The organism is Lysinibacillus sp. FSL H8-0500, from assembly GCF_038051955.1.
Lineage (GTDB): Bacteria > Bacillota > Bacilli > Bacillales_A > Planococcaceae > Lysinibacillus > Lysinibacillus macroides.
In genome coordinates this window covers 805,197-828,778 of the sequence record NZ_CP150292.1, presented here as the reverse complement: position 1 = coordinate 828,778, position 23,582 = coordinate 805,197, and the positions used below count along the sequence as shown (strand labels likewise).

At 36.7% G+C, this 23,582-nt stretch carries 21 protein-coding genes and 1 pseudogene; 8 read left to right on the top strand and 14 right to left on the bottom strand.

Going from position 1 to position 23,582, the window contains the following annotated elements:
* Positions 1 to 362 precede the first annotated feature (362 nt).
* Positions 363 to 1,040, top strand: a complete 678-nt coding sequence (locus MHB44_RS03815) for a hypothetical protein (protein ID WP_341301650.1) — start codon at positions 363 to 365, stop codon at positions 1,038 to 1,040.
* Positions 1,037 to 2,293, top strand: coding sequence for an HlyD family secretion protein (locus MHB44_RS03810; RefSeq protein ID WP_341301649.1), 1,257 nt, complete (start codon positions 1,037 to 1,039; stop codon positions 2,291 to 2,293). The genes MHB44_RS03815 and MHB44_RS03810 overlap by 4 nt, the downstream gene beginning before the upstream one ends.
* A 115-nt stretch (positions 2,294 to 2,408) precedes the next feature.
* Here the strand turns inward: MHB44_RS03810 and MHB44_RS03805 are convergent, their stop codons facing one another.
* From MHB44_RS03805 to MHB44_RS03795, 3 genes are all read right to left on the bottom strand, one after another.
* On the bottom strand, positions 2,409 to 4,910 hold the full coding sequence (locus MHB44_RS03805; RefSeq protein WP_341301648.1) for an S-layer homology domain-containing protein: 2,502 nt from the start codon (positions 4,908 to 4,910) through the stop codon (positions 2,409 to 2,411).
* A gap of 59 nt (positions 4,911 to 4,969) precedes the next feature.
* Complete coding sequence (locus MHB44_RS03800) at positions 4,970 to 6,874, bottom strand: copper amine oxidase N-terminal domain-containing protein (RefSeq protein ID WP_053993583.1); 1,905 nt, start codon at positions 6,872 to 6,874, stop codon at positions 4,970 to 4,972.
* A 356-nt stretch (positions 6,875 to 7,230) separates the two neighbouring features.
* Positions 7,231 to 8,280, bottom strand: coding sequence for an Rpn family recombination-promoting nuclease/putative transposase (locus MHB44_RS03795; protein WP_341301647.1), 1,050 nt, complete (start codon positions 8,278 to 8,280; stop codon positions 7,231 to 7,233).
* A gap of 285 nt (positions 8,281 to 8,565) precedes the next feature.
* Between MHB44_RS03795 and MHB44_RS03790 the strand changes: the two genes are divergently transcribed.
* The 3 genes from MHB44_RS03790 to MHB44_RS03780 all read left to right on the top strand — a co-directional run bounded on the left by MHB44_RS03790 (position 8,566) and on the right by MHB44_RS03780 (position 11,603).
* Positions 8,566 to 9,843, top strand: coding sequence for an IS110 family transposase (locus MHB44_RS03790; RefSeq protein ID WP_341301646.1), 1,278 nt, complete (start codon positions 8,566 to 8,568; stop codon positions 9,841 to 9,843).
* Positions 9,844 to 10,240: 397 nt separating this feature from the next.
* Complete coding sequence (locus MHB44_RS03785; protein ID WP_341302917.1) at positions 10,241 to 10,678, top strand: VOC family protein; 438 nt, start codon at positions 10,241 to 10,243, stop codon at positions 10,676 to 10,678.
* Between the two features lie 556 nt (positions 10,679 to 11,234).
* Positions 11,235 to 11,603 carry an Rpn family recombination-promoting nuclease/putative transposase gene (locus tag MHB44_RS03780; RefSeq protein WP_341301645.1) on the top strand — a complete coding sequence of 123 codons (369 nt, stop codon included), beginning with the start codon at positions 11,235 to 11,237 and terminating at the stop codon, positions 11,601 to 11,603.
* A gap of 80 nt (positions 11,604 to 11,683) precedes the next feature.
* On the opposite strand, the gene MHB44_RS03775 is transcribed toward MHB44_RS03780, so the two are convergent.
* The 3 genes from MHB44_RS03775 to MHB44_RS03765 all read right to left on the bottom strand — a co-directional run bounded on the left by MHB44_RS03775 (position 11,684) and on the right by MHB44_RS03765 (position 13,874).
* A complete protein-coding gene (locus MHB44_RS03775) occupies positions 11,684 to 13,276 on the bottom strand; it encodes an IS66 family transposase (protein WP_341301644.1) in 1,593 nt (530 codons plus the stop codon).
* A gap of 92 nt (positions 13,277 to 13,368) precedes the next feature.
* Positions 13,369 to 13,683 (bottom strand): IS66 family insertion sequence element accessory protein TnpB, encoded by a 315-nt coding sequence (gene tnpB / locus MHB44_RS03770; RefSeq protein WP_341301643.1) that lies wholly within the window; start codon positions 13,681 to 13,683, stop codon positions 13,369 to 13,371.
* On the bottom strand, positions 13,680 to 13,874 hold the full coding sequence (locus tag MHB44_RS03765; protein WP_341301642.1) for a hypothetical protein: 195 nt from the start codon (positions 13,872 to 13,874) through the stop codon (positions 13,680 to 13,682). The genes tnpB (MHB44_RS03770) and MHB44_RS03765 overlap by 4 nt, the downstream gene beginning before the upstream one ends.
* 180 nt (positions 13,875 to 14,054) lie before the next feature.
* Here MHB44_RS03765 and MHB44_RS03760 point away from each other — a divergent pair, with 180 nt between their 5' ends.
* Complete coding sequence (locus MHB44_RS03760; protein WP_341301641.1) at positions 14,055 to 14,309, top strand: DUF4351 domain-containing protein; 255 nt, start codon at positions 14,055 to 14,057, stop codon at positions 14,307 to 14,309.
* Positions 14,310 to 14,387: 78 nt separating this feature from the next.
* Here MHB44_RS03760 and MHB44_RS03755 read toward each other — a convergent pair whose 3' ends face one another.
* From MHB44_RS03755 to MHB44_RS03740, 4 genes are all read right to left on the bottom strand, one after another.
* Entirely contained in the window at positions 14,388 to 15,983 is a 1,596-nt protein-coding gene (locus MHB44_RS03755; RefSeq protein ID WP_341300285.1) for an IS66 family transposase, read from the bottom strand.
* A gap of 38 nt (positions 15,984 to 16,021) precedes the next feature.
* Positions 16,022 to 16,378, bottom strand: a complete 357-nt coding sequence (gene tnpB / locus MHB44_RS03750) for an IS66 family insertion sequence element accessory protein TnpB (protein WP_341300286.1) — start codon at positions 16,376 to 16,378, stop codon at positions 16,022 to 16,024.
* Positions 16,368 to 16,700 carry a hypothetical protein gene (locus MHB44_RS03745; RefSeq protein WP_341300287.1) on the bottom strand — a complete coding sequence of 111 codons (333 nt, stop codon included), beginning with the start codon at positions 16,698 to 16,700 and terminating at the stop codon, positions 16,368 to 16,370. The genes tnpB (MHB44_RS03750) and MHB44_RS03745 overlap by 11 nt, the downstream gene beginning before the upstream one ends.
* Before the next feature lie 79 nt (positions 16,701 to 16,779).
* Positions 16,780 to 16,905: a hypothetical protein gene (locus MHB44_RS03740; protein WP_341301640.1), complete on the bottom strand. Its 126-nt coding sequence runs from the start codon at positions 16,903 to 16,905 to the stop codon at positions 16,780 to 16,782.
* Positions 16,906 to 17,080: 175 nt separating this feature from the next.
* Between MHB44_RS03740 and MHB44_RS03735 the strand changes: the two genes are divergently transcribed.
* Complete coding sequence (locus tag MHB44_RS03735) at positions 17,081 to 17,680, top strand: DUF5677 domain-containing protein (RefSeq protein WP_341301639.1); 600 nt, start codon at positions 17,081 to 17,083, stop codon at positions 17,678 to 17,680.
* Positions 17,681 to 17,821: 141 nt separating this feature from the next.
* Here the strand turns inward: MHB44_RS03735 and MHB44_RS03730 are convergent, their stop codons facing one another.
* Positions 17,822 to 18,934, bottom strand: coding sequence for an RNA-guided endonuclease TnpB family protein (locus tag MHB44_RS03730; RefSeq protein WP_341301638.1), 1,113 nt, complete (start codon positions 18,932 to 18,934; stop codon positions 17,822 to 17,824).
* Between the two features lie 439 nt (positions 18,935 to 19,373).
* Here MHB44_RS03730 and MHB44_RS03725 point away from each other — a divergent pair.
* A pseudogene (locus tag MHB44_RS03725) lies at positions 19,374 to 20,412 on the top strand (IS630 family transposase).
* 514 nt (positions 20,413 to 20,926) lie between these two features.
* Here the strand turns inward: MHB44_RS03725 and MHB44_RS03720 are convergent.
* The 3 genes from MHB44_RS03720 to MHB44_RS03710 are packed head-to-tail and all read right to left on the bottom strand — an operon-like array spanning position 20,927 to position 23,582.
* The gene (locus tag MHB44_RS03720) at positions 20,927 to 21,490 is read right to left on the bottom strand and encodes a sugar transferase (protein ID WP_341301637.1); all 564 of its coding nucleotides are present in this window, start codon (positions 21,488 to 21,490) and stop codon (positions 20,927 to 20,929) included.
* Complete coding sequence (locus tag MHB44_RS03715) at positions 21,487 to 22,332, bottom strand: NAD-dependent epimerase/dehydratase family protein (RefSeq protein ID WP_341301636.1); 846 nt, start codon at positions 22,330 to 22,332, stop codon at positions 21,487 to 21,489. The genes MHB44_RS03720 and MHB44_RS03715 overlap by 4 nt, the downstream gene beginning before the upstream one ends.
* 17 nt (positions 22,333 to 22,349) lie before the next feature.
* Positions 22,350 to 23,582: a glycosyltransferase family 4 protein gene (locus tag MHB44_RS03710; RefSeq protein ID WP_341301635.1), complete on the bottom strand. Its 1,233-nt coding sequence runs from the start codon at positions 23,580 to 23,582 to the stop codon at positions 22,350 to 22,352.

The window sequence follows — 23,582 nt, the reverse complement described above, 5'->3', positions numbered from 1 at the left end:
TTATATGCATAGGAAAATGATTGTGTTCATTTTCAATGGGAGTCATTACTTTTGTATCGGAATAAATTACAGATTTTCAAGCCATTCTCTTACTTTTACAAAATTATGAGCATCTAAAGTAATTTTTCAAAATTACTAGCAAGAAAAACAGGAAGTTATTTCAATTATGCTATACAATAGTATTATCTAATTCGACACATATAGACGGAATATGTTTTTTCAATTCTATGAACCCTAATAGGAAAGGCTTCACATTTGTGAAATGATAAGAAAAAACAGCTATTTTTATATGTCATCATCTCTTTTTAGAGTGTATACTACAATTTTGATATTGATTATTTTGGAGGAAAGGACGCTTGTTTATGTTTTATCATTATAAGTTTTGGCATAGTTTAAAAAATCCGACCTACTTTACAAATATAGTTGAGGAAGGCGAGATTGCTGGATATAAAAAACGTGTATTTACAGTTTTCATCCTCTTTGTCCTATTATTCGCAGCACGTGAGTTTTGGGGGATGGGTACAGAAAATTTAACGAGCTTATTCGCAATGGATTTACAAAATGAATACTATGTAGCTCGATTGCTGTCAATGGTTGGTGCCATTTTATGGGCAACTGTATATTTCTGCTTCCATTATTATGGGGTCACATATATTTTACATCTATTAACGGATATTCCTTATACATGGATTAAAAAAATCCAGCTTTATGTTGTTACTTTTTTATTAATTGAAAAAGCGATTTTATTTGTTGTTTTCTATGCAGCTGGCTATACAACGCTATTCTCTTTCCTGTCACTAGCACCTCTTGCATTGCAAGTAATTGAGACAGATTTCTTGTTATTTACATTTAATCAAATTACGATCACAACGATCGTCATTGTTATTGTACAATATTTATTCCTATCAAAATGGGAGGAAGCAGCTAGTAGAAAGCTATTAATCGTTAAACTTATTGGTATACAGCTATTTATGGCCTTATTTATTGGTATGATTAGTGTGCTACCAATTAAAGAATGGATTGCTAGGGGGTTAGGATGATGGCATTTATCAGGACAAGACCATGGACAAGCATCGCTATTGTGCTAGCAATGCTCATCATCGGTATAAATGCTTATTTTGTCTTTAAGGATGATAGCCATGTGGCACGTTCTTATTTTATTGACGAATTTCAAAAGGCTCATCTCGGTACACATACTGAGCGTATCAATAAGGAAGCCATTGTTGCACCAGCTGAAACCTACACCATTTCTGCTGATGCAACAAGTCTATCAGCGGTCAATGTAAAACGTGGCCAGGAAGTGATGATGAATGATTTACTTGCTACGTATAAAGAGGATGAGGTAAATGACGAGCTAACAAAGCTTGAAGCAGAGCTTACCGCCTATGAAACTGAGTTAAGTGATTTAGAGGATACGCTTGATTTAATTGAGGATGACTATAATGATGCAGATCCAAAAAGCTCTATTGATACAGACCAAATTGATGATAAGTTATCTGTTACGCTAAAATTCGAGCTGGCTCAGCAAAATTCACTATCGACAGCAATTGCATTGTTAAATCGACATATCGCTGAAACAAATCGTCAAATCGCGGTTATTGAGGCACAAATTGCACAAATTCAAGCACGGCAAGGACTTATTAGCCCAATAGATGGTATCGTAGCAGCCATTAGGGAAGATGCAGGAACGCTTACAATTGAAATCTATTCCTCTGAAAAAGCGATGTATGCCTATTTATCTGAAAAAGAATGGCAAAAGGTACATGAGGGTCAAACGGTTGATTTAAAAGTGAAGCATGTTAAAGAAGCTTTATCAGGCATCGTTTTAGATAAACAAGCCATTGCTACAAATGATGACACAGTTTGGTCAAAGGAACTGGCTAAAACAGCCGCTCTGCCACAACCAACCAACTATGAAGTGCTCTTACAGCAGGATAGCTTATTAGAGGATATTCCATTTTCCACAACTGGCAAAGCTTCGATTATTGTGAATGAAGCCTTTGATTCCTATAAAGTGGATAAATCATGGGTAGTGACAACGAAAAAAGGTAAGAAAAAGCTATATAGGATTGATTCAGATGGAAAAATTCAGCTTATGGATATTCATGTAGAATTTAATACGGCTAAGTCAGCTGTTTTTACGGACTATTTAGATGAAGGTACACCACTAATTTCTAATCAACCACGTAATATCGCTGCCTATACTTTCCGCACAATGCCTGTTGAAAAAATTCAATGGAGCCACTTTAAAGATTTAACCTGGCAGCAATATATTAAATACATTGTTTTCTAAATACAAAAATCCGCTTTGGATGTAGCGGATTTTTCTTGTGTAGTTTTGCGATTATTTATAGGTCAGTCAAAGGCAAACCCCTGTAGCTCTTTTGTCTACAGGGGTTTGGTGAGCATTATTTTAATGTTAAGCATCTATTTAAGAAGCTTGCGAATTGAGCACGAGTAATTTGTGCATCTGGTCTAAATGTATTATCGGGAAAGCCGCTTGTTAAATCATTTGCGACAAGCGCTTGGATATTACTGTAAGCCCAATGCGTTGCTTTTACATCTGAGAAGCTTACTTGACTTGTACCTGTTAATTGATACGCTCTTGCTAAAATCGCTGACATTTCTGCACGGGAAAGCTGTCCATTTGGATTGAACTTCCCTGCTTCCTGCCCTTTAATAATACCAGCCTGCTCAACTGCCGCAATAGCACTATAGGCATAATGGCTCTTGTTAACATCTTTAAAGCTTGAATTTTTAGTTGTTGTCAAATTAAGTGCACGGGCAATAATCGTAGCTGCCTCTGCACGTGTAATGGATGCTTCTGGTTTAAATGTTCCATTTGAATAACCTTTAATCAATGCTTCATCATATAAGCTTTGAACATCTGCAAATGCCCAATGCCCTTTCGCTACATCTGTATACACTAATTCCTCATGATTATCTTTGTACACAGCCTGTAATTGATCAAAATAAAGCTGACCTTTCTTTTGTAAAGAAGCATCTGGCTGCGCTACATATAAACGATCAAATTTCAATGGCAATGGTAAATCACTTGGAATATCCGCCGTTACGTATTTCCAGCCCTGCCAATCTAAGCCGCCCTGACTTGTGAAATCAATTGTTTGCTTTGTGCCTGTGCCATCAATAACAACACCTCGTAGCCAATGCTTGCCACCATCACCGAATACCCAAACACCGATATTTTTAGGCTGACCTGATATAGCAATTGGTGTTTTAGCTACCATATAGGCTGCTTTTGTCTCTGTACCTGCTGGCGTAAAGTCATAGTTTAATTGCATACTTGAAGCACCCTCTCTAGCATATTCTTTGGAGCTAGCTAAAGATGCTTTTGCCTTTGCCACCTCTGCTGTCCAAGCTGAGGCACTATCAAAGCTATCTAGTAAAATAGGCTTTTCAGCTAAGTCTACAACTTTCACAGGTATAGATGTACGAATGCCTTCATATTGACCAATAATTTTCCCTTCACCTTTTTGTGTAGCCGTAAAGGTTGCACCGTTCATCTGACCAATATTGCCTTCAACCGTCCATGTCATATTTGCTGGGTCAATTGTAATTGGATTCAGGTATTGGTCATAAGCGCTTGCTACCTGTATATTAACAGATGAACCCTTCATCACTTGATTAACACTACTTAATGTAATTGATTTAGCTTGTCCTGGTGGTGCTGTATTGACAACCTGCAAAATAGCAGATACTCGACGCTCACTGCCCTCTGATGGTGTATTTACAAGATTAGCAAAATAGCCACCTGGATTACGTACAACCATCGCTGTCGAGCCACCACCATCTAAGTTCAGTGCTGTGGATGCCCCCATTGAAATTAAATGAGAGGCTAAGTCGGGTAAATTCACACCATTACTATGCCCGCTTAATCGACCATCCACTGTCACAAGAAATACCTTTGTCCCTGTAGCATCAATTGCTACTGCTGTACGCGGGCTTCGTGTTGAGGCAAAGCCTGAATTGGTTGGCATAGAAATATCCACTTTGCCATTTCGCACAAGCATTGGCCCTGCTGCTAAAATAAACTGAGCATCCATCCATTTTTGATCGATCGATAAGCTCACATCAACATTTGTACCTGCTAGAATACTACCTAACTCTGCTGCTAACTCCTTATTTTGCACAGAAATAACAAAGCCATCTGCTGGTACAGTTGAATTTCCCTCAGTTCCATAAGTAGTAACATGGGAAACCATACCTGAGAATTGATCCCCAAAATGTAAAGAGCTTGTATCCTGACTAGCACCTGTTACAACAATTTCTACACCCCAATTATTTGTACCTGTTGTTCTTTTTTCAGAGGTATATAAAACTGTTTTATTTGTGCCTCGTTCGCTATTAATCAAATCAATCGGATAGTTTTTACCATTTACTTGAAAAGATAGCTGCGTAGAATAATAGTCTGCTATTGCTTGTCCTGACTTTGATAGACCAAAAGCAACTGGCTTTTGTGTTGGGCTATCATAGGAATCTCCCAAAATACCATAGTTAATAATTTCATTGTTTTCAGCTAATAGATTTGCGGGCATACCATTGCCTAAAAAGTAAGAAGCGTTCACAGCACCCACAACACGATGGCCATCAGTTGTATTTTGCTTAGCCATTGCTGTTGTTGTTTTTAAGGAATTAATAGGATTCGGCATACCAATTTCTAGTTTTGTATATGTATTGTTTAAATTTACATCTAAAACATTTACAAACTGACGAGTAGAACCTGATTGATAGCTTTGCTGTATATGCGTTACCTGTGGTGATACCTCTTTTTTCACTTCACTGACTTTATTACCCAAAGTGGCTGCCTGCCCATTGATCGGGCTAACTGTTAGCATCAAAACGAACATGACGACAACAATCGTTACTAGTTTTCTTGCCAATTTCTTCACTCCATATTAATTCAAAGTTTGGCACGACATCATAACTATGACGCGTGCCAAGAACTTTATTATTTTGTTTCAACATAGATCGCTACTGGAAGATTTACACCACCAGCATGCATAAGTTCTAACTCAATCGTATCCTTCGTACCTCTTATCTGAACATCAGGTAATTCCACATATTCAGCCCCTACTCGTAAATTAGGCACTAAATATACTTGACCATTAATCTTAATCGCACCACTATATGAACCACCACGACCAGCAAGCTTCATCTTAATTGTTTTTCTAGTACCTGTTGGATTTTCAATAGGAATAGAAACCTTATAGTTCACGCCAAAATGTCCTGGATTTCCTACAGCTCCATTCACTTTTGACATTGAATTTTCCTCTGTTTGCAGATTGTCTGTACTACCATTAGAGATGTTATAGCCTACCTCTGGCGAATCCACTGTATAGGTTGGGAACTCGGCCTTAATCGCAGCACTCGACCATGCGCCTCGTGGATGCTTAGCATACTCATCAATCGGCACCTGCTCTGTTTTAATGCTTGCTAAATCACTGTTATCCTTTGTTAGTACCGTACGAATTGTATACTCTGGCTTACCGCCATTCACCGCTTGAACATCTAAATCATGGATAAAGCCGATAATATATTCAAAATGTAGATCGTATGCCTCAATAACCTTTGTTTCTCCAGGTGCAATAACAATGCCAGTACTCTCTGACTCTCTTAATCTATCATTTAATACAGCATCAGCAATTGTTAAACCAATATCATGACCGACCCAGCTATTCCCTGTTTTTTGACTAATCCCTCTCGAGTCTGTAATCTTGATGCTCTCTGTAGTCGATGTATTTTGAACAGTAATTCCTAAGTTTATATCTGTTCCTAACTGATTATAATGCCAGCCAAAAACACGGTGCTTATTCGTTGCAGATGTTGCTTTCACATCATATTGTGCAAGTGTTGCATTGTTTAATGGAATAAGCTTGCGTTTTAATGTTTCAGGATTATCACTATTCAATAAATCACGGTCCCCGTCTACATGCGCTGAAGGAACAGCGGTTGGGAATGATGTTGAACCATATGATTTTTCAAGGAACGGGCTTATGTACATATAACGATACACATAAATATACATTTCCTTTTTATCTGTGATATAACGTAAATTTCCGCCTAATGCATCAACAAGAAACTTAGCAGGAACGTACATTTTACCACTTTGGATAAATGGCTTTTCTGCCATTGTCACAGCCTCATTGTTAAGCAAAGCCTGATTGCTACCATCGTTGAATACAAAGCTCATACCGCCAACCTGTAATTCAAAGGAACCATCTGGCTGCCACATCCCAGAGGAGTCATTTAAGTAATCATAGATATAATTAGCAGGTAAATAGGTTCTTCCGTCTCTCGTAATAATGGAATCTTGCATGACAATACGTTTATTATTGATATGTAAGATATAGGGGTCCTCCTGCGGTTGTTGTGGCTGCTCCACTGGTAAATCGTCTGATAATGTAATATCTACCGATTGAGTAACCTCGTCCCAATTAACAATACCATCAAAGTTTTCACTTACAAAACGCAATGGCATATATGTACGGTCTTTATACATAAATGGCGCAACATCCATCGCAACCTCTTGACCATCCACTAAGGCTTTCATAGAATCAATCGTTAAATCAACTGTCTTACCACTACGATAAGCAGACGCTGTCAACGTTTCCTTATCCCAAGACACGCTGGCACCAATTGCTTCATATAATGCGCGCATTGGCAATAGTAAATAATCCGATTTATTTAAAATAGGATCATAGACATTAATCGTTTCTCCATTAATGATAATTGATACATTGTTTTTTATTTGAATCCCATTGTTACCAGAAGCTGATGCAGACGCTTGTCCAGGCAAAATTGTAGCCAAAGCAACTGCTGTTACAATACATGTAGTCTTTAGTTTCTTAAACATCCTAATCTCCTTTTTGCTATTCAATAGTCTTAATCATCTTAACACGAAAAAACCCTAAAATGTGGGATTTTTATCGAAAAGAGTAGATTCGGTACTAGAGTGCTAACCGCTCTCCTTCAAAAGCTTCATATAAAACAAAGAATTTGTCAAAATTACACGAACATCTTCTAGCAAACTTCTTCAACTCGACACCAAATGGAAAATACCCCCTTATTCTATGAGTACAGCAAACTATTCTCTTCAAAGTAGACTTGTGATCACCTCAAAAAGTTACATAATTTTTAAATTCCTTTATGACTCAAATAAAAAAGCTAATTCGTACTGTTTTTAGTACAAATTAGCTTTATATCTACTTTTTATTTAGATAATACTTGCAAATATTGCTCTAGTTCCTCAATCTGTTCAAACACTAAGCTATTTTCGATCAGCAGCTCCAAGCTTTCAATGCTTAATTGATCAATTTGCATCTCCAACTCTATTGGGATGGCTCCAAAATTCTTATTGAGTAATCGTAAAGCTGTCTTTCTAAGCGTTTTTATTGCTCCAATTTTTATGCCTTCTTCTCTGCCTTCTTCTCTGCCTTCTTCACGTCCTTTTTCCAACGCCTCCAGCTCGCGCAGTTTCGCTTCTTCTACAGCAGCCTCCTCATCTAAAATTCGTTTGAGTCGTCCTTCATAAGCATCGTACTGTGCTTCTGTTAAACTAAGTTCTCGCCACTGGGTTAACGCATCAAATAGCTGCTCATCTTTCATCGCAATCGCCTCCAGCTCTTTATAGATATCCTCATAAATTTCTTTCTCTCTGCGATGGTTTACTACACCTAGTAATAATAACCATCTTGCAAGTACATCATTCCATGGGTCAAGCTTTTGCTGTTTCCAATCTCTTAATAATTTAGGAATTTCAATAAAATGAAATTCCATGACATCTGTTAATAATGTTTTTTCTGTATCTTCATATAAGTGATAGGTACTATGGAATGACTCTACATCATGGAATAAATCAAAATTCATAATATTAATGGCAATCACAGGCATTAATCCTTTGTAAGCCATCCTTTTTTGTAGCGGCTTCGCGTAAACCTTGGACCAATAATAGATGGAGCGTTTGACCATATCATATTGATTGGTAAATTGAATTTCAACATTAATCCATTCATTATTTGTCGTTTTTACAAGCAAATCTAACCTTGATTGCTTGTCCTCCTCATACTCACCACCAACCTCTACGTTGTGAAAAGTAATATCCTCGACAACATCTCGCCCTGTTCGTTTCAACACTGCATTTAAAAATACAACCGTAATCTCTTTATTTTTTTCGGTGCCAAACAATTGTTTAAACGCATAATCGACCTTCAAATCCATAAGCTTTATCAATGGAATCTTCAAAAGTGCTCGTTTATTCATCGCTGGTCTCCTTTTTCGTCATTATATCACACCCGTTTAAATGCATACTAAATATTCAAACCCATTCATCTCATCAAAAAATTCATGTTGGCACAATAAAAACTGAGTTCTCCTGCATAAACAAGGAAAAATGTGTTACGCTAACGATATAAAATAATTTTTAAGGAGCATTCCTGTTAGAAGGATTTTCGGGGACTTGAATAAAAAGAGCCCTCTTGGTATGATGCGGGGTGTCAAAACAACGACGAATTGACCCCTAATTTGTTCACCAAGGAGGACTCCATCATGAATTTTAATACGAATCAAAAAATTAATCAAGTTTCTAAAAATACTTTAGTCATTGACATCGACATCGCCAAACACAAACATTTTGCTTGTGCCATCGATGATCCAGGTCGTATGCTCCAAAAATCATTTCCAATCATACAATCAGAAGTTGGATTTGAAGCCTTTTATGAACGGTTACTTGCGTTAAAAGTTGCCCATGAAAAACAGGAAATCCTCGTTGGTTTTGAGCCAACAGGACATTACTGGATGAACCTAGCGGCGTTTTTGACAAGCCGCGGGATTCCCTTTGTGATGGTCAATCCGATGCACGTCAATCGCTCAAAGGAACTTGATGATAATCTGCAAACGAAGAATGATCAAAAAGATGCACTTGTCATTGCGCGCCTCATGCGGGACGGTCGTTTCAGCTATCCTCGACAACTGGAAGGAATCGAGGCAGAGTTACGAAATGGAGCGACATTACGTTCAAAGATGCAAGAAGATTTAAATGCGCTTCAAAACCGGATCATTCGGTGGGTAGATCGCTTCTTCCCAGAGTTCACACAGGTGTTTAAAAGCTTTGGGAAAATGGCCTATGCGGTGCTCGAAATGACCCCATTGCCATCGGATATCCAAGGGAAAACACCAGAAGAATTACTGTTTTTATACCGTCAAGTAGACGGGATGAAAAGCCCCCAACGACCAAAGGCAAAACAATTAGTCGAGGTTGTGCAAAACTCAATCGGACTGACAGAAGGCATAGTGATGGCCAAATTTGAAATCGCCACACTACTTTCTCAAGTGAAATTAATGCAAGCCCAGCTTGACGAATTAACGGGTCAATTAATCGGGCTTGCGAAACAAATGACAGATTATGCGTATTTAGCATCGGTACCAGGAATCGGAGACGTAACCATTGTCGATTTACTAGCAGAAGCAGGCTCTCTCACGCAATATGCACATCCACGCCAACTAATCAAACTAGCGGGACTGACATTGCGTGAAAACTCTTCTGGTCAACAAAAAGGACAAAAACGGATTTCGAAGCGAGGACGGCGCAAGCTACGTGCGCTCCTGTTTCGCGTCATGATGCCCTTAATTCAACATAATTCGGCATTTAAAGCCTTGCATGAATACTACACCACACGTGCAATCAATCCACTCCGTAAAAAGCAGTCGATTGTCGTGCTCTGTGGGAAATTACTGAAGATTTTACACGCCTTGTGCAAAAAGAAAACCATGTTTAACGCACATCAAATGATGACTGATTTCGCCAGTCTTGAAACGGTTGCCTAAGCGTTGCCAACAGAAGTCAAAAACAAGAGGATGACACGGAGAAGCCGGCATTATTTTCACCATTCGACCATTGTTTGCATTCAAATGAGTCCCTAAAGGAGCATCGCCAGCCTCTGCCTTATGAAGAGACCGAACGAAGGAATGTACGCGCAAACAGACGCCGAGAGACATGGGAGGGTACGTCATCATAAGCAACGCAGAGATCCAAAAGTGCATCACATAACGGAATGGAAAGTTAATGATTGCCAATTGACGTTAGCGTAGCGTATCCACGAACTGTTAAACAATTGAATAACTAGAAAATAGCGAGAAAGAAGTGCAAGAAAAAATATTTTTTTCAGTAATCAAATCGGGTCAAACCGTTGATATACCAATATTTATAGAGGGAGTGGTGATGATGGTTGGTGTTGAAATTGATATGGTTGTCACAGATAGTTTAAAAGCATTAGCGCTATACGAGAAAATTTTTGATATCGAACGTGTCGAGGTAACTGATTTTCCAGTTGGGAAGAATGAAGTTGTTTTTAAACTATACGACGTAAGGTTTCATATGTTAGATGAAAATCCTGAGTATCAAATGATTGCCCCTAAACCTGATGATCCCAAGCCAATTTGGTTTAATATTTTAGTGCCAAATATTGCTGAAACCTACGAAAAAGCAATCAATGCAGGCTGTAAAGAAGTACAAGCAGTTACAAAAATGGCTGATTTCGGTATATCCAATGCCATGTTTAGTGATGAATTCGGTTATCTTTGGATGCTTCATGAGCTACATCGAGTGGTCAGCTTTGAAGAGCGTGTACAAATATTAGCAGAAGATGGAACTCAGCACTAAAATTATACAGCGAAAACTCTGATCTTGTTTTGTTTCATCGATGAGTTTTCGCTTTTTTCGTTTATTAAGTGAACCTTCAATTAGTGAGGTCTTTCGCACATAACCTTTACATCCTGAAAAATGCTTGTGTAGGCTGGTCTTCAAGCAGGTTTTACAGGCTAAAAACCTCTATTTTCTGTATCAGTGATATTGGTATTCCATTCTTGATTTTTATATAATAATCACTACATACACCATTCTTTGAAGAAGGGGGCGTTGAATTGAGCATCAAAAATCCACATGATAGGTTTTTCAAAGAATCATTGGGCAATATTGAGATTGCTAAAGATTTTATCATGAACTATCTGCCAGCAGAAATTCTACAGTTGCTCGATGTCCAGACACTAGAGCCACAAAAGGATAGCTTTATTAACCCTGAATTAGAAGAAAATTTTTCTGATTTATTATTTAAAGTGGATATTCAACAGCAGGAAGGCTACCTGTATTTACTGTTTGAACATAAAAGCTACCCCGACAAAGGGACCATTTTTAACTATCAAAGTATATACTGGAAATTTTGGAAAGCAAACGACAGAAGGAGCAAGCAAAGGAATTCCCGATCATTATTCCTCTTGTATTCTATCACGGCAAACAAATATGGTCACTTCCTACAAGCTTAGGTCCACTGCTGGACGGCTATGAAGAACTACCAGAGGATGTAAAGAAATATGTGCCGAATTTTGATTACTTATTGTATGATTTATCTCACTATAGTAATAAGGACATACAAGGCACTGTTCCTTTGCGAATGATGCTCACTTTATTACGAGATATTTTTACAAAGGATATAGAAATTTTCACACACACCCTTCGGCATCTACAGGAGGCAGATGGCGGACAATGGATAACCAGCTACGTGGAAACCATACTAATTTATATCTTGTAAGCCCGAAATATAAAAAAATAGCGCACCTTAATGGTACGCATGACGAATGGCCAGCTAGCTGAATTTTTTCAGCTGGCTGGCTATTTTGCACATGTGGCTTGAATATTTTCTGACCATGGTAGATATTTATGTAAAATTTCAGGTTGCTGGTGAAACAGTACATTGGGTAACTCTGTCATCAACTTTACCAAGTACTGATAAAAATCAATTCCGTTTGCCTTAGCTGTTTCAGCTAAACTTAAACAAATGGCATTTGCTTTCGCACCTGCTTCACTAACAGAGAAAAGCCAGTTTTTTCGACCCATGACATTTGGACGAATCGCATTTTCAGCTGGATTGTTATCAATGGCCACATTTCCGTTTTCAAGAAACATCATTAACGCTGCTTTGCGGCTCAATGTATATTCAGCTGCTTTCGCAATAGCGTTTTTACCAAAGAATGGCGAGCGATCAATCCAATCAAAAAATTCATCCACAATCGGCTTTGCTTCTTGTTGGCGAATTTGCACACGCTCTTCTAATGAAAAGTGCTTAATTTTACGCTCAATCTGAAATAACCGATCACAATATGCCACGCCTATTCGTCCATTTTTACTGTCAGCTTTTAACCAATAACGACGTACATGTGCCCAACAGTTGGCGAACTGAACATGAGGTAATTGACCATATGCTGAATACCCATCACAGATGACAGTGCCTTTAAAACCCTTGATTAAATCTTCCAAGACGGCTCGCCCACGAGAAAGGGCACTCTTAAATAAAACGATAATAAACCCTTCACTCTGGACACTACGGCATACCCAATTATAGGCGTTTGATTGTGCTGATTTTCCATCAGAACGCTTAATGATTTGTGCATAGGTTTCATCTATATGAAGCACAGATTTTTCCGTTACTAGCTGCTTCATTAAATCGTAAAGTGGTTGAAGCCAATCTTCTGCCACACGTATTACCCAGTTAGACAAATTTTTATCGTTTGTATATAAGCCATAGCGTTCCCACTCATTTACCTGACGGTAAAGAGGTAAGTACTGAATAAATTTATCGTAAATAAGCTTCGCCAATACTGTAGGGCCGGCAATACTTCTTTGAATCGCACCTTGTGGTGCTTTCCCACGTTTGATTTGTGCTTTTTGTAGGGCATCTTTTTTACATGATTTACACTCGTATACATGTTCAAAATGCTGCACACGTTTCATCGTAGCCGGAATGAACCTTGCTTCTTCACGTACCAAGATGGAAGTGAATTCAACCATTTCCCCACGACAACAGTCACAAACTAAATTAGCAGGGTGATGATGAATTTCTTCCATTTCTATCTCTTCATGAAACGAATCATTTCGTTTTTTATTTGTCTTTTTGCGAGTAATCGTATAACTAACTGCTTCGGTGCTTTGTTCTTCTGTCTGCTCTGATTTGTTAAAAGACGGGTCATTTTCAAATAAAGAAACTTGCCCATCGGGCGCTTGATACTTGGATTTCTCTGATTTGGAGCGATATAAAGCCTTTGTTAATTGGCGGACTTGTTCCGTTAATACTTCAATTTGTTTAAGTGATTGATCCAATTTATTGGTTAATTCGTCATTCTGTTCATTCGAATGTGCTAATTGTTGCTCTAACAATTCAATTAATCGTTCAGTCTGTTTCGTGGAGGCATTTGCCAAATCATTCACTACATTTCGTTCAAGATAAGTTATGGATGATTATACCATTGAGGAAACGTTGATTAAAAGATACTTTTTGCAGATTTTGCAATGGCCTTTGGTTATTGTAAGGATAATCCTTCTAACAACCAGCGTAGTTCCTGTTGTGAAAGGCTTCGTACCTCTTTTTCATCTTTTGGCCATTGAAGTTTGCCATGATCTAATCGCTTGTAAAGCATAGCGAAGCCATCTCCATCAAAATACAAACATTTATAGCGGTCCTTACTCCATCCTGAAAAGAGAAAAATAGAATCACTATAAGGATCTAATTCGAAAGAATCTTGAATCAGTGTTGCGAGACCATCGATGCCTTTTCGCCTATCTGTCTTCCCACAAATCATATAAATGTTTTGCACATCCGTAAAATCATGCCTCATCGACTTTTCAGCTCCTTCATAACCGTTTGGATGATGTGCTCATTTACGCCATGATAAAAGGTAACTTCAGTTACTCCCATTTTTACAATACAAGCTGGTGCAGCGGTCATTCTCGAAGAAGGGAACGAAGAACTTTCCGTTGAAAGAGGATCAAGTTTGACGGGAACTATGGTTAATTTGTTTGTGGACATAAATAGGGCACCTCCTTTAATTGATACGTTTATCGTACCGGAGGTGCCTGGTGTTTTATATGCGTTATTTGATTACGGGCTTACTATATCTTTAGTGTGACAAAGGAGTTAACAGAACAAGAAAAAGAACAACTGTTTCAACAAATCGAAACAAGTAGTATTAATGGGAGGGAAATTGCTATGTCATTAGTAGATAGATGGCGACAAGAAGGGCTTGAAGAAGGACTTTTAAAGGGACTTGAAAAAGGAAGAGAAGAAGGCAAAGCTGAGGGTCTAGCCGAAACAACTATACTTTTATTAACGCAAAAATTTGGCACAGTACCCCTAGATATGAAAGAGCATATCACAAAAATGGATGCAGCTAGTCTAAAGATACTATTTATTAATATTTTTAATTTCACAAAAATTGAGGAAGTAAAGTATTACCTAAAATAAGACGAAAACATGATTTCAATAAAAAGTAAGCGACAAATAATGCCCACCTATTTATTAGATGGGCATTTGGCATATACTTTATTTAGATTTAATAGGAACGCGACATTCTATTGGAATTGTCTTTGACCATGGCAAGATTTGATCAATCGCTGTAACATCGCTTACATCTAGTTGCGGTAATTGTTCGAATAGATATGTTAAGTAGTTCAGTGGGTTTAACTGATTCTCTTTAGCTGATTCGACGATGCTATAGATAATAGCACTTGCTCTTGCACCTTTCATGGATTTGGCAAACAACCACGCCTTCCTTCCCATTACGAAAGGTTTTATTGAGCGTTCCGCTCTATTATTATCTATTTCAAGACGCCCGTCTTTTAGGAATACAATAAGTTTGGGCCATTGATTTAGAGTATATGTAATGGCTTCTCCCAGCTTACTTTTTGGGGGAACTTGTGGACGTTTCGCTTTAAGCCATGTCAAAAAGGCCTCTAACACAGGCTTGCTGTGTTCAAGACGTTGTGTTTTACGTTGTTCAGGGCTACAATTTTCAAATTCTTTAGTAATCTTTTTTTCAATTTGAAATAATTGATTACAGAATTGAAGTCCTTCTGCAGCTATGGTTGATTTTTTATCAATATTAGCTGGTAGTGATCGGAGCGCCTCATCGAATTTTCTTCGAACATGAGCCATACATCCTACCAACTCAACTTTTTCTAACTTATGATAACCTGGATAACCATCGACATGCAGATATCCCTTAAACCCTTCAAGAAATGCTTGAGGATGTTTGCTGTGTCGCGATGTTTGGTAATCATATAAGATATTTGCAGGAACATCTCGACTTGTTCGATACATCCACATATAGGAATTGGAGTCTGCTTTGCGTCCAGGTTCATCTAGGACCTGAAGAGTCGTTTCATCCGCATGAAGAGTATCATGCAAGATTAATAATTCATGCATTCGATTATAAAGTATAGAGAGCCAATTCGAAGCACCATAAATCATCCAGTTAGCTAAAGTTTGACGTGATAAATACACACCTAAACGCTCCAATTGTTTTTCTTGACGATAAAGGGGCATGCCTTCTACATATTTTTGATTCATAATATAAGCCATCGCCGATGGCGATGCGAGACTTTTTGGATAAATAGGTGCTGGCATTTTAGCTGTGACGATGGGCGTTTCAATGCCTTCTCGTTCACACTGACGGCAACTATATACATGTTGAACATGCTCAATGACTTTTACTTGAGCAGGAATGACTTTTAATTCTCGTCTTATGTCTGTGCTCATTTCATGAACCATTTCACCGCAACACAAACACACCTGCTCTTCTTCAGGCAAACGATAATGGATCGTTTCCGTAGGCAAGTTTTCAAGTTTCGCAGCTCGCTGTCCCACATATTTTTTTCTTCGATATGTAATCGTTTCAAGTGTGGGTTCCTCTACTATTGGATTTGCTGTTCGTTCAGCTTCATTAAATAGAAGAAGTTCAAGTTGATCCGGATTTGTTTTTTCACTAGAAGTCCCAAATTTTTTATGTTGGCTTAGTCGGAATTGTTCTTCCAACCATTTGAGTTTTGCCTGTAAGACTTCATTTTGTTTTTCCAGCTCCGCATTTTTTGCTGTAAGTTCTTCAATTGTAGGTGAGTTGACTACTTCGTTTTTATCCATAGAAAAGAATTTCGACAGAAAGTGTCGAATTCCTTTTCTTAAATACTACTTGTTGCGGAAACTTGTTGATGAGCATGTTTTTGCTCGAATGGTAGACCATCTAGTAACCAATTTAATTGGCGATGATGGATAGGTAGTGGACTAGCTGTTCGTTCATCTGGCCATTGGAAAACTCCCTTTTCAAGTCTACGATAATATAACCAGAAACCATTATAATCCCAATGGAGAATTTTCAATTTATCTCGTTTGCGATTACAAAAAACATATAAATTAGAAGAGAAGGGATCCAATTGAAAGCTTAGTTGAACAATTGCAGCTAGTCCATCAACGGACTTACGAAGATCTGTTGAACCACAAGCTAAGTATACTTGCTGAATTGGTGTTTTATTGAACATGAACTTGAAGAATCTGAAGCACTTCTGTAAACAGTACTCGATCGAATCCTTCTGAAATTTCAATTGAAACATCTCCTATTTTTACAATCAACGGAGTTGTAGTTTTATCCAAACCGTTGGATGATGTAAAGGTAACCCATTGTGTAGATGTTGAAGTTGGAGCGACGTGAGTTGCTTCTAGTTGTAATCTTCTCATCCATTGGTACATGCTTTGCAGACCCACTTGATTTAATTGACACCAGGCTTTAACACTTGGCTCACCACTTGATCTATAATCTTCAATTCGTTGTTGCCACATTTGTTTTCGTTCGTCCAGTGACATAAAAAGCCCCCTAACAATTGATGTTATTGTGATTATCACAAAACACGACAATTATTAGAAGGTGTGTAGTATTTGACGCTTACGAAGGTGTGTAGTATTTGACGCTTACATTTAATTGACACCAGGCTTTAACACTTGGCTCACCACTTGATCTATAATCTTCAATTCGTTGTTGCCACATTTGTTTTCGTTCGTCCAGTGACATAAAAAACCCCCTAACAATTGATGTTATTGTGATTATCACAAAACACGACAATTATTAGAAGGTGTGTAGTATTTGACGCTTACTAACAATTGATGTTATTGTGATTATCACAAAACACGACAATTATTAGAAGGTGTGTAGTATTTGACGCTTACATTTAAACAAAGATAAGTGTGTGGATATAGTTACGTTAACAATTAAAACCTTTGTAGAATTAATAAAAAATGAAAAACTCCCATCATGGCACTATTTATTTTTAGGCTGTCTTTCACGGCTTATTGCATCGTTTGAGAGTGCCGTTATTATGTTGAAGTTTGGCTATTATATTGAGGTATCCTCAATTTATCGAGTGATATATGAGCAATTGTCTTGGGCTTGCTTTTTATTACAAGCGAAAGATGAGGACGAAGTAAAACGTCAAAAGGTTACAGATTGTATAAAATATTTAAAAGAGCTAAATCCAGCATACGGAAAATTATATGGACTATATTCTAATGAGGTTCATTTAAACCTTTCAGAAATCGTTAATTATTATCACGTAGACGACGATCAAAACATTTCTATACGAAGTCGTTCTGGAAAAAAATCTGCTGAAAAAGAAATGGATCTATATGTTTTAAGTAGCGTAGTATTTGATGTTATACAGCATAGTCTACAGTTTTTACCATGCACGGATGAAAATAAAGAATTAATTTTACTATTATTAAATACGAATGATAAGGCAATCCATAAATTTAGTATGGATCTTGAAAAATTAAAAACCCCAAATATGTAGTTGATCGCCATAGAGTGAACTACTCCCACCACTTACCGCCCTTGCGAGTCGCTTGAAGTGGGGGCTTCTCGACTTATCGTTGCTTTTACTAGCCAACGAAAACTGACCGAGCTAACCCTCTTGTTCCAAGAGTTTTTATTTCTATACTAACGCTAATAGGCGTATACCTTCGTTTTTGATATTGATTGCTGCATTATAGTCTCGATCTGCCACATAGCCGCAGGAACAATGGTAGGTGCGTTCAGATAGTTTCATCGGTTTTTCTGCACCACAACAAGAACACTTTTTAGTGGAAGGGAACCACTTATCAATTTTCACAAGTTGTTCCCCTTGTTCCTTTAGCTTATACGCTAGGAAAGTAGTGAACATTCCCCAACCGTTGTCGTGAACACTTTTTCCAAAGTGAAGGGCTTGAGACATTCCTTTCATGTTCAAGTCCTCCATCACAACAGCATCAAAATTAGAAGCTAACTCTTTTGACTTATGGTGAAGGAAATTCATGCGTTGGTTCGCCACTTTCTCATGTAACTTAGCCACTACTCGTCGTTGCTCGTTCCAACGTGCAGAACCTTTCTTGCGTTTCGATAGAATACGTTGTGCTTTTGCTAATTTTTTTGACATGACACGATAGTACCGAGGATAATTGGCTTTCTCATTCTCACTACTCACGTAAAATTCAGCCATAGCAAAATCCAGCCCAACGACATTTTCTATTTTTTTAGGCTGTATGTCTTTTTTGTATTCTGTTAGGACAGAAACATGATATTTTCCTGAGCTTGTTCTTGAGATTGTACATGATTTTAGTTTGTAATTCTTAGGAATTTCTCTATGCTGTTTGATTTTCACAAGTTTCAGTTTTGGTAACTTGATATGACCATCTTTCAATTCGATGTTTCCATTGACGAAGTTAGTTGTATAGGATTGTTTTGTTTTACGGTTTTTGAACTTTGGAAATTCAGCATGTCCTTCAAAAAAGTTCTTATAAGCCGTCTGTAAGTTCAGTTGTGCGTTCGCTAAAGCTAGTGAATCCACTTCTTTGAGGAATGGAAATTCACCTTTATACTTTGCAGGAGTCGGAAACTTTTGCTTTTTAAGTGCTTCTTTCTCATCCTTGAACTTTTCATACATTTCTTTGCGTTCAGCTAACATCTTATTATAGACAAAGCGAACACAACCAAATGTCTTAGCTAATAAGACGGATTGTTCTTGGTTTGGCAACAAACGAAATTTGAAAGCTTTGTTTTGTTTGGTCATATCAATTCACCTCACTTTTGACCTTGATTTTCAATATATTTTTTGATGGTCTCTATTGGGACACCGCCTGTTGGGAGTAGGCAGAAGTGAAATTTCATTTACATTGTGTGTTTATGGAAGAAGATCATCATCACTATAACAAAAAACGTGACTGTAACCAGTTTGAAAACATATAGTGGATGACAAAGAATACATGTATATATTCAACCATGGCTCCTTAGTTTGCGAACGGTTTGATCCCATGAATGAGGATGGAAACCAGCAAGTACCTGGTTAAGGAAAAGCGATCCCTTAAGCAGCAATTTGTCATCACTCATCTAATTGTAAATATTTCACTAAATAAATGACTCCTCTTTTCATTATATAAATTGAATTAAAGCTTCTATCTCTTTCAAAGCGGGTATAGGAAACAAACCCACTTTCGAAAGGATGATCTGACATGACACGCAATGAACAACTAGAAGAACTTCGATATGCGATGCGACAAACAAAAGATAAGCGATTATTTGAACGTTATCAGTCTGTACTTTTACATCTTGAAGGAAAAAACAACATTGAAATTGCCTCGATTATTCAACGCAATCGAGCGACTGTTGGTGAATAGATTAAAGCCTATAAAAAAGAAGGCATTACTGGCTTACGTATGGGCATCTCCACAGGTAGACCGAATCGTTTAACAGTTGAACAACGAGCTAAACTGGCTGAAATTATCACAACAAAAATCCCTGCCGATGTAGGATTCGCGCCGTATATGAACTGGACCTTAGCCTTGCTTGTATCACTAGTTGAACGGGAATGGGCTGTTTCCTATTCTTTACGGGGGATGTCTAAATTATTGGAACGCATGCAATTTAGTCACACACGTCCTACATATACGTTGGCGAAGGCGGACCTTGAAAAACAAAAGACTTTCAAAGAGGAAACGTTTCCTGCTTTAAAAAAAGCTGTTTTATAAAGAAATCCATCATATTCTCTTTCAAGATGAGTCCATGATTCGCGATTATCAAGCGATTCAAAAGTCGTGGTTTCCAAAAGGTAAGCAACGTCAAATTCCTACGTATGGCAAGCATCAAGGGGTTAAGTTAATCGGTACCTTGAACTACGAAACAGGTGAAATTTTCTGCGTCGAAGAAGAAAAATACGATGCAGAAGTCTTCTTACGTTTTTTAGAAAAAGTCCTCATGCATTACCCACATGGGAAAATTGCGATGGTGCTAGACAACCCACGCATTCACCACGCAAAGTTGATCCAACCGTTCTTAAAGGCGCATAAAAATCGATTGCACCTCGTCTTTTTACCGCCCTATAGCCCGCAATTGAATTTAATTGAAGGTTTATGGAAATGGTTAAAAGACAGTGTCATTAATAACGTCTTTTTTCCAAGTACGCCGCAAATTAAACTTGCGGTTCGCCAATTTATTCACTGCCAGAACAAAAATAAACAAGGAATAATCGATCGTCTTTGTGTTAGATTCTAAAGTTCAATTTATATATCATGACTATTTGTATCACTACATCTTGTATCCGATCAAGTACATCCTATTGACTAATAATGTTAATCATATGAGAATAAGATGCTTCAAAGGACACAACATTAGAAACAAGATAACCCCAACTTAAGTAAATTAAAGGATCATGAACCAAAAGGTTGATTAAATCTTTAATTTAGTAGAATGAGATCTACAATACGAATAATGATTGACTGAATCATCGCATTATAATTATATTCACATAGTACATCACGTAACTTCTTTTTGAAAATAGCAGCAAAAATCGTATTAAAACGGTCAGAATCTTCTATTTCCAATAATTCTTGGATATAAAATAGGCCTATTTATTTTACATAGCTATAAGGTATTTTACCCCATTCAGTATGGTTTAATTCAGTCATTACCATTATACCGGATTTGGGATGGTACTCGTTTTTTATTATTTTTGGAACCTTTAATACGAGAGAAATTGAAAATATGAGATTAACTCAATTGACAATACTTATTTCATTTTTACACCGTCTGCTTTCGCTACACTATACACTGTCATTAATAGAATTTTCAAATCAAATAAAATACTATAGTTATCTACATAATATTTGTCATATTCAACTTTCTTCTCATCAGAAATTAAATCACGCCCCATTACTTGTGCATAACCTGTTAGTCCTGGACGTACTCGATTAATACCTGCTTCGTCTCTCATGGCAATAAGTTCATATTGATTATATAAAGCTGGTCTTGGGCCAACAACTGCCATATCACCCTTCAAAATATTGAACAGTTGTGGCATTTCATCTAAGCTTGTTTTACGAATAAACTTACCTACAGACGTAATATAAGCTGTTGGATCACCTAATGCTTCAGTAGAAACATTTGGTGTCTCCATATACATTGAACGAAATTTATAAATTTCAAAATGACTACCATCTTTGCCAATACGCTTTTGTTTGAATAATATTGGTCCCTGAGAATTCACCTTAATCGCAATACTTACAATTAGCATCGGTATAGCAAAAACAATAATCGCTATTAAACCTAATATAATATCTATTAGTCTTTTCATTGTTTTCTCTCCGTTACTGTAATTGATTGTTGTAGGTTAAACTTTTGATATGAATTATCTTTGTATAAAGATACTGATTCTTCATAATATAAATCTCCAAATACTTTTTGATAGATTGCTGTATTCCCAATAAATATATTCAATAATTTACCTGCTAGTTTACTCAAATAGACAGATTTCTTATTTGCTTTCGCAATCTCCTTCACGATAATACTTGTTGTAATATATTGCGGGTCTTGAGGATGAAAAATGCCTGATTCTTTATTTTGAATGAGTTGTAATATAAATTCGCATAAATTGTCGATAAAAAGCATACTTCGCTTATTTTCTATTTTGGGAAAAATAGGTGATTTACAACTTAATTTACTTAACATTTTATAGTTTCCTGGACAAGCAGGACCATAAATCATAGGTGGTCTAACAATTGCTACTTTGAAATGTTCATCTTGTAAAGCTTGTAAGCTTTCTTCGGCAGCTAATTTGCTTTTCCCATAAAAAGTGACAGGCTTTATTTGAGTACACTTTCCAATGGCCCCACATATATCTCCATATATCGCCATTGTACTAAGAAAAATAAATTGCTTCACACCAGTATTTCTAGACTTTAATGCTAGTTCATAAGTCAAATCTGTATTCACTTTAAAATATTCTTCTTCATTTTGAAGAGATTCCTTTTTATGAACAAGAGCAGCTGCATGAATAATAATATCAGTTTCAGCAGGGATATTTAAATTACCTCTAACAGATATTACAGATACATTTATTTTTTCATTATACTTTTCCAAATAGGAACATAAAGACTTAGAAATATAGCCTGTTATACCAGTAATTACAACGTTCATAATCTCTCTACTCCTAACTAATAATTATCTTTACTTATTTTATGGAAAAACTCATTTGCTAAATATTCCCATGAACATTCTGTATTCACATACTCATATCCTTTTTTACCTAAATTGTCTATACGAGTTCTATCTGCATTTAATATTAGTAATTCTTTAATTAAATTTTCCTTTTGATTTTCATTAATCAATATACTAGGATTAGATTTATTTAATGCATCTTTCTCAATATCTGTAATAATCAATACGGGTAGCTTTGCTGCCATATAATCATACATTTTATTGGGACTAATACCCCAATTAAATACTGGTGAATTATGCAAAGGTAATAAACCTACATGTACTTGCTTAAGAAATGGCGGAATAAGTTCCTTTTCTATCGAATCTAAAAATGTTACATTTGTAATCCCTTCATTTTCTTTCCTCCTTTTTAAATTCTCTTTATGGACACCGTCACCTAGTAAAATGAAATGTATACTTTCCTGTGAAATTTCTTTAGCTGCATCCAGGATCAAATCTAGGTTATTCGCCATTCCATGAGCTCCAGTATACACTACTAAAAGTTTTCCTTTATGCAAATCCAAGACATGTCTTATATAGTCAGGTAATTGATTTGATATATTATTATTAAAATTTTCTAAATCTACACCGTTTGATAACACAATTATTCTTTCATTAAGTACACCTTTTTCTAACATATATTTTTTAGCTTTATCAAACAATAAAATGATATAATCAGATGAATTAATTAACCAATTCTCTATTTTTCTTAAAATCTTTACCTTTAAACCTTTTTCTGAAGCACCACCTAAATCAATCATTGATTGTGGCCATAGGTCTCTCTCTTCAAATAGGAATTTTGCTTTCTTTTTTTTAGACACTAATGCCCCCGTAATTGCTGCAAAAGGATGCATCAAAGATCCTATCACATGTGTTGGCGTATCTTTTAGTTTATTTTTCAAGAAATATGCTTTAATGGAATACTCAAACATATTAATTACCCTTTTATAATTATTTTTAGTATATGGAAGTGTTTTTATCCAGACAAATCTGACTCCATTTACGTTCTCTATTTTATACCATGATTTATCATATAAAATTTTTTCTTTCTTTGTTTGATAATTAAAAGATGCTGCAAAAATAGTAACTTTTATTCCTTTTTTAATTAATTGTTTTGCGAAGTCATAATGCCTCGTAAAACCGCTTGAGTTAGATCCTACTGCATAATGATTAAAAATCCATATATTCAT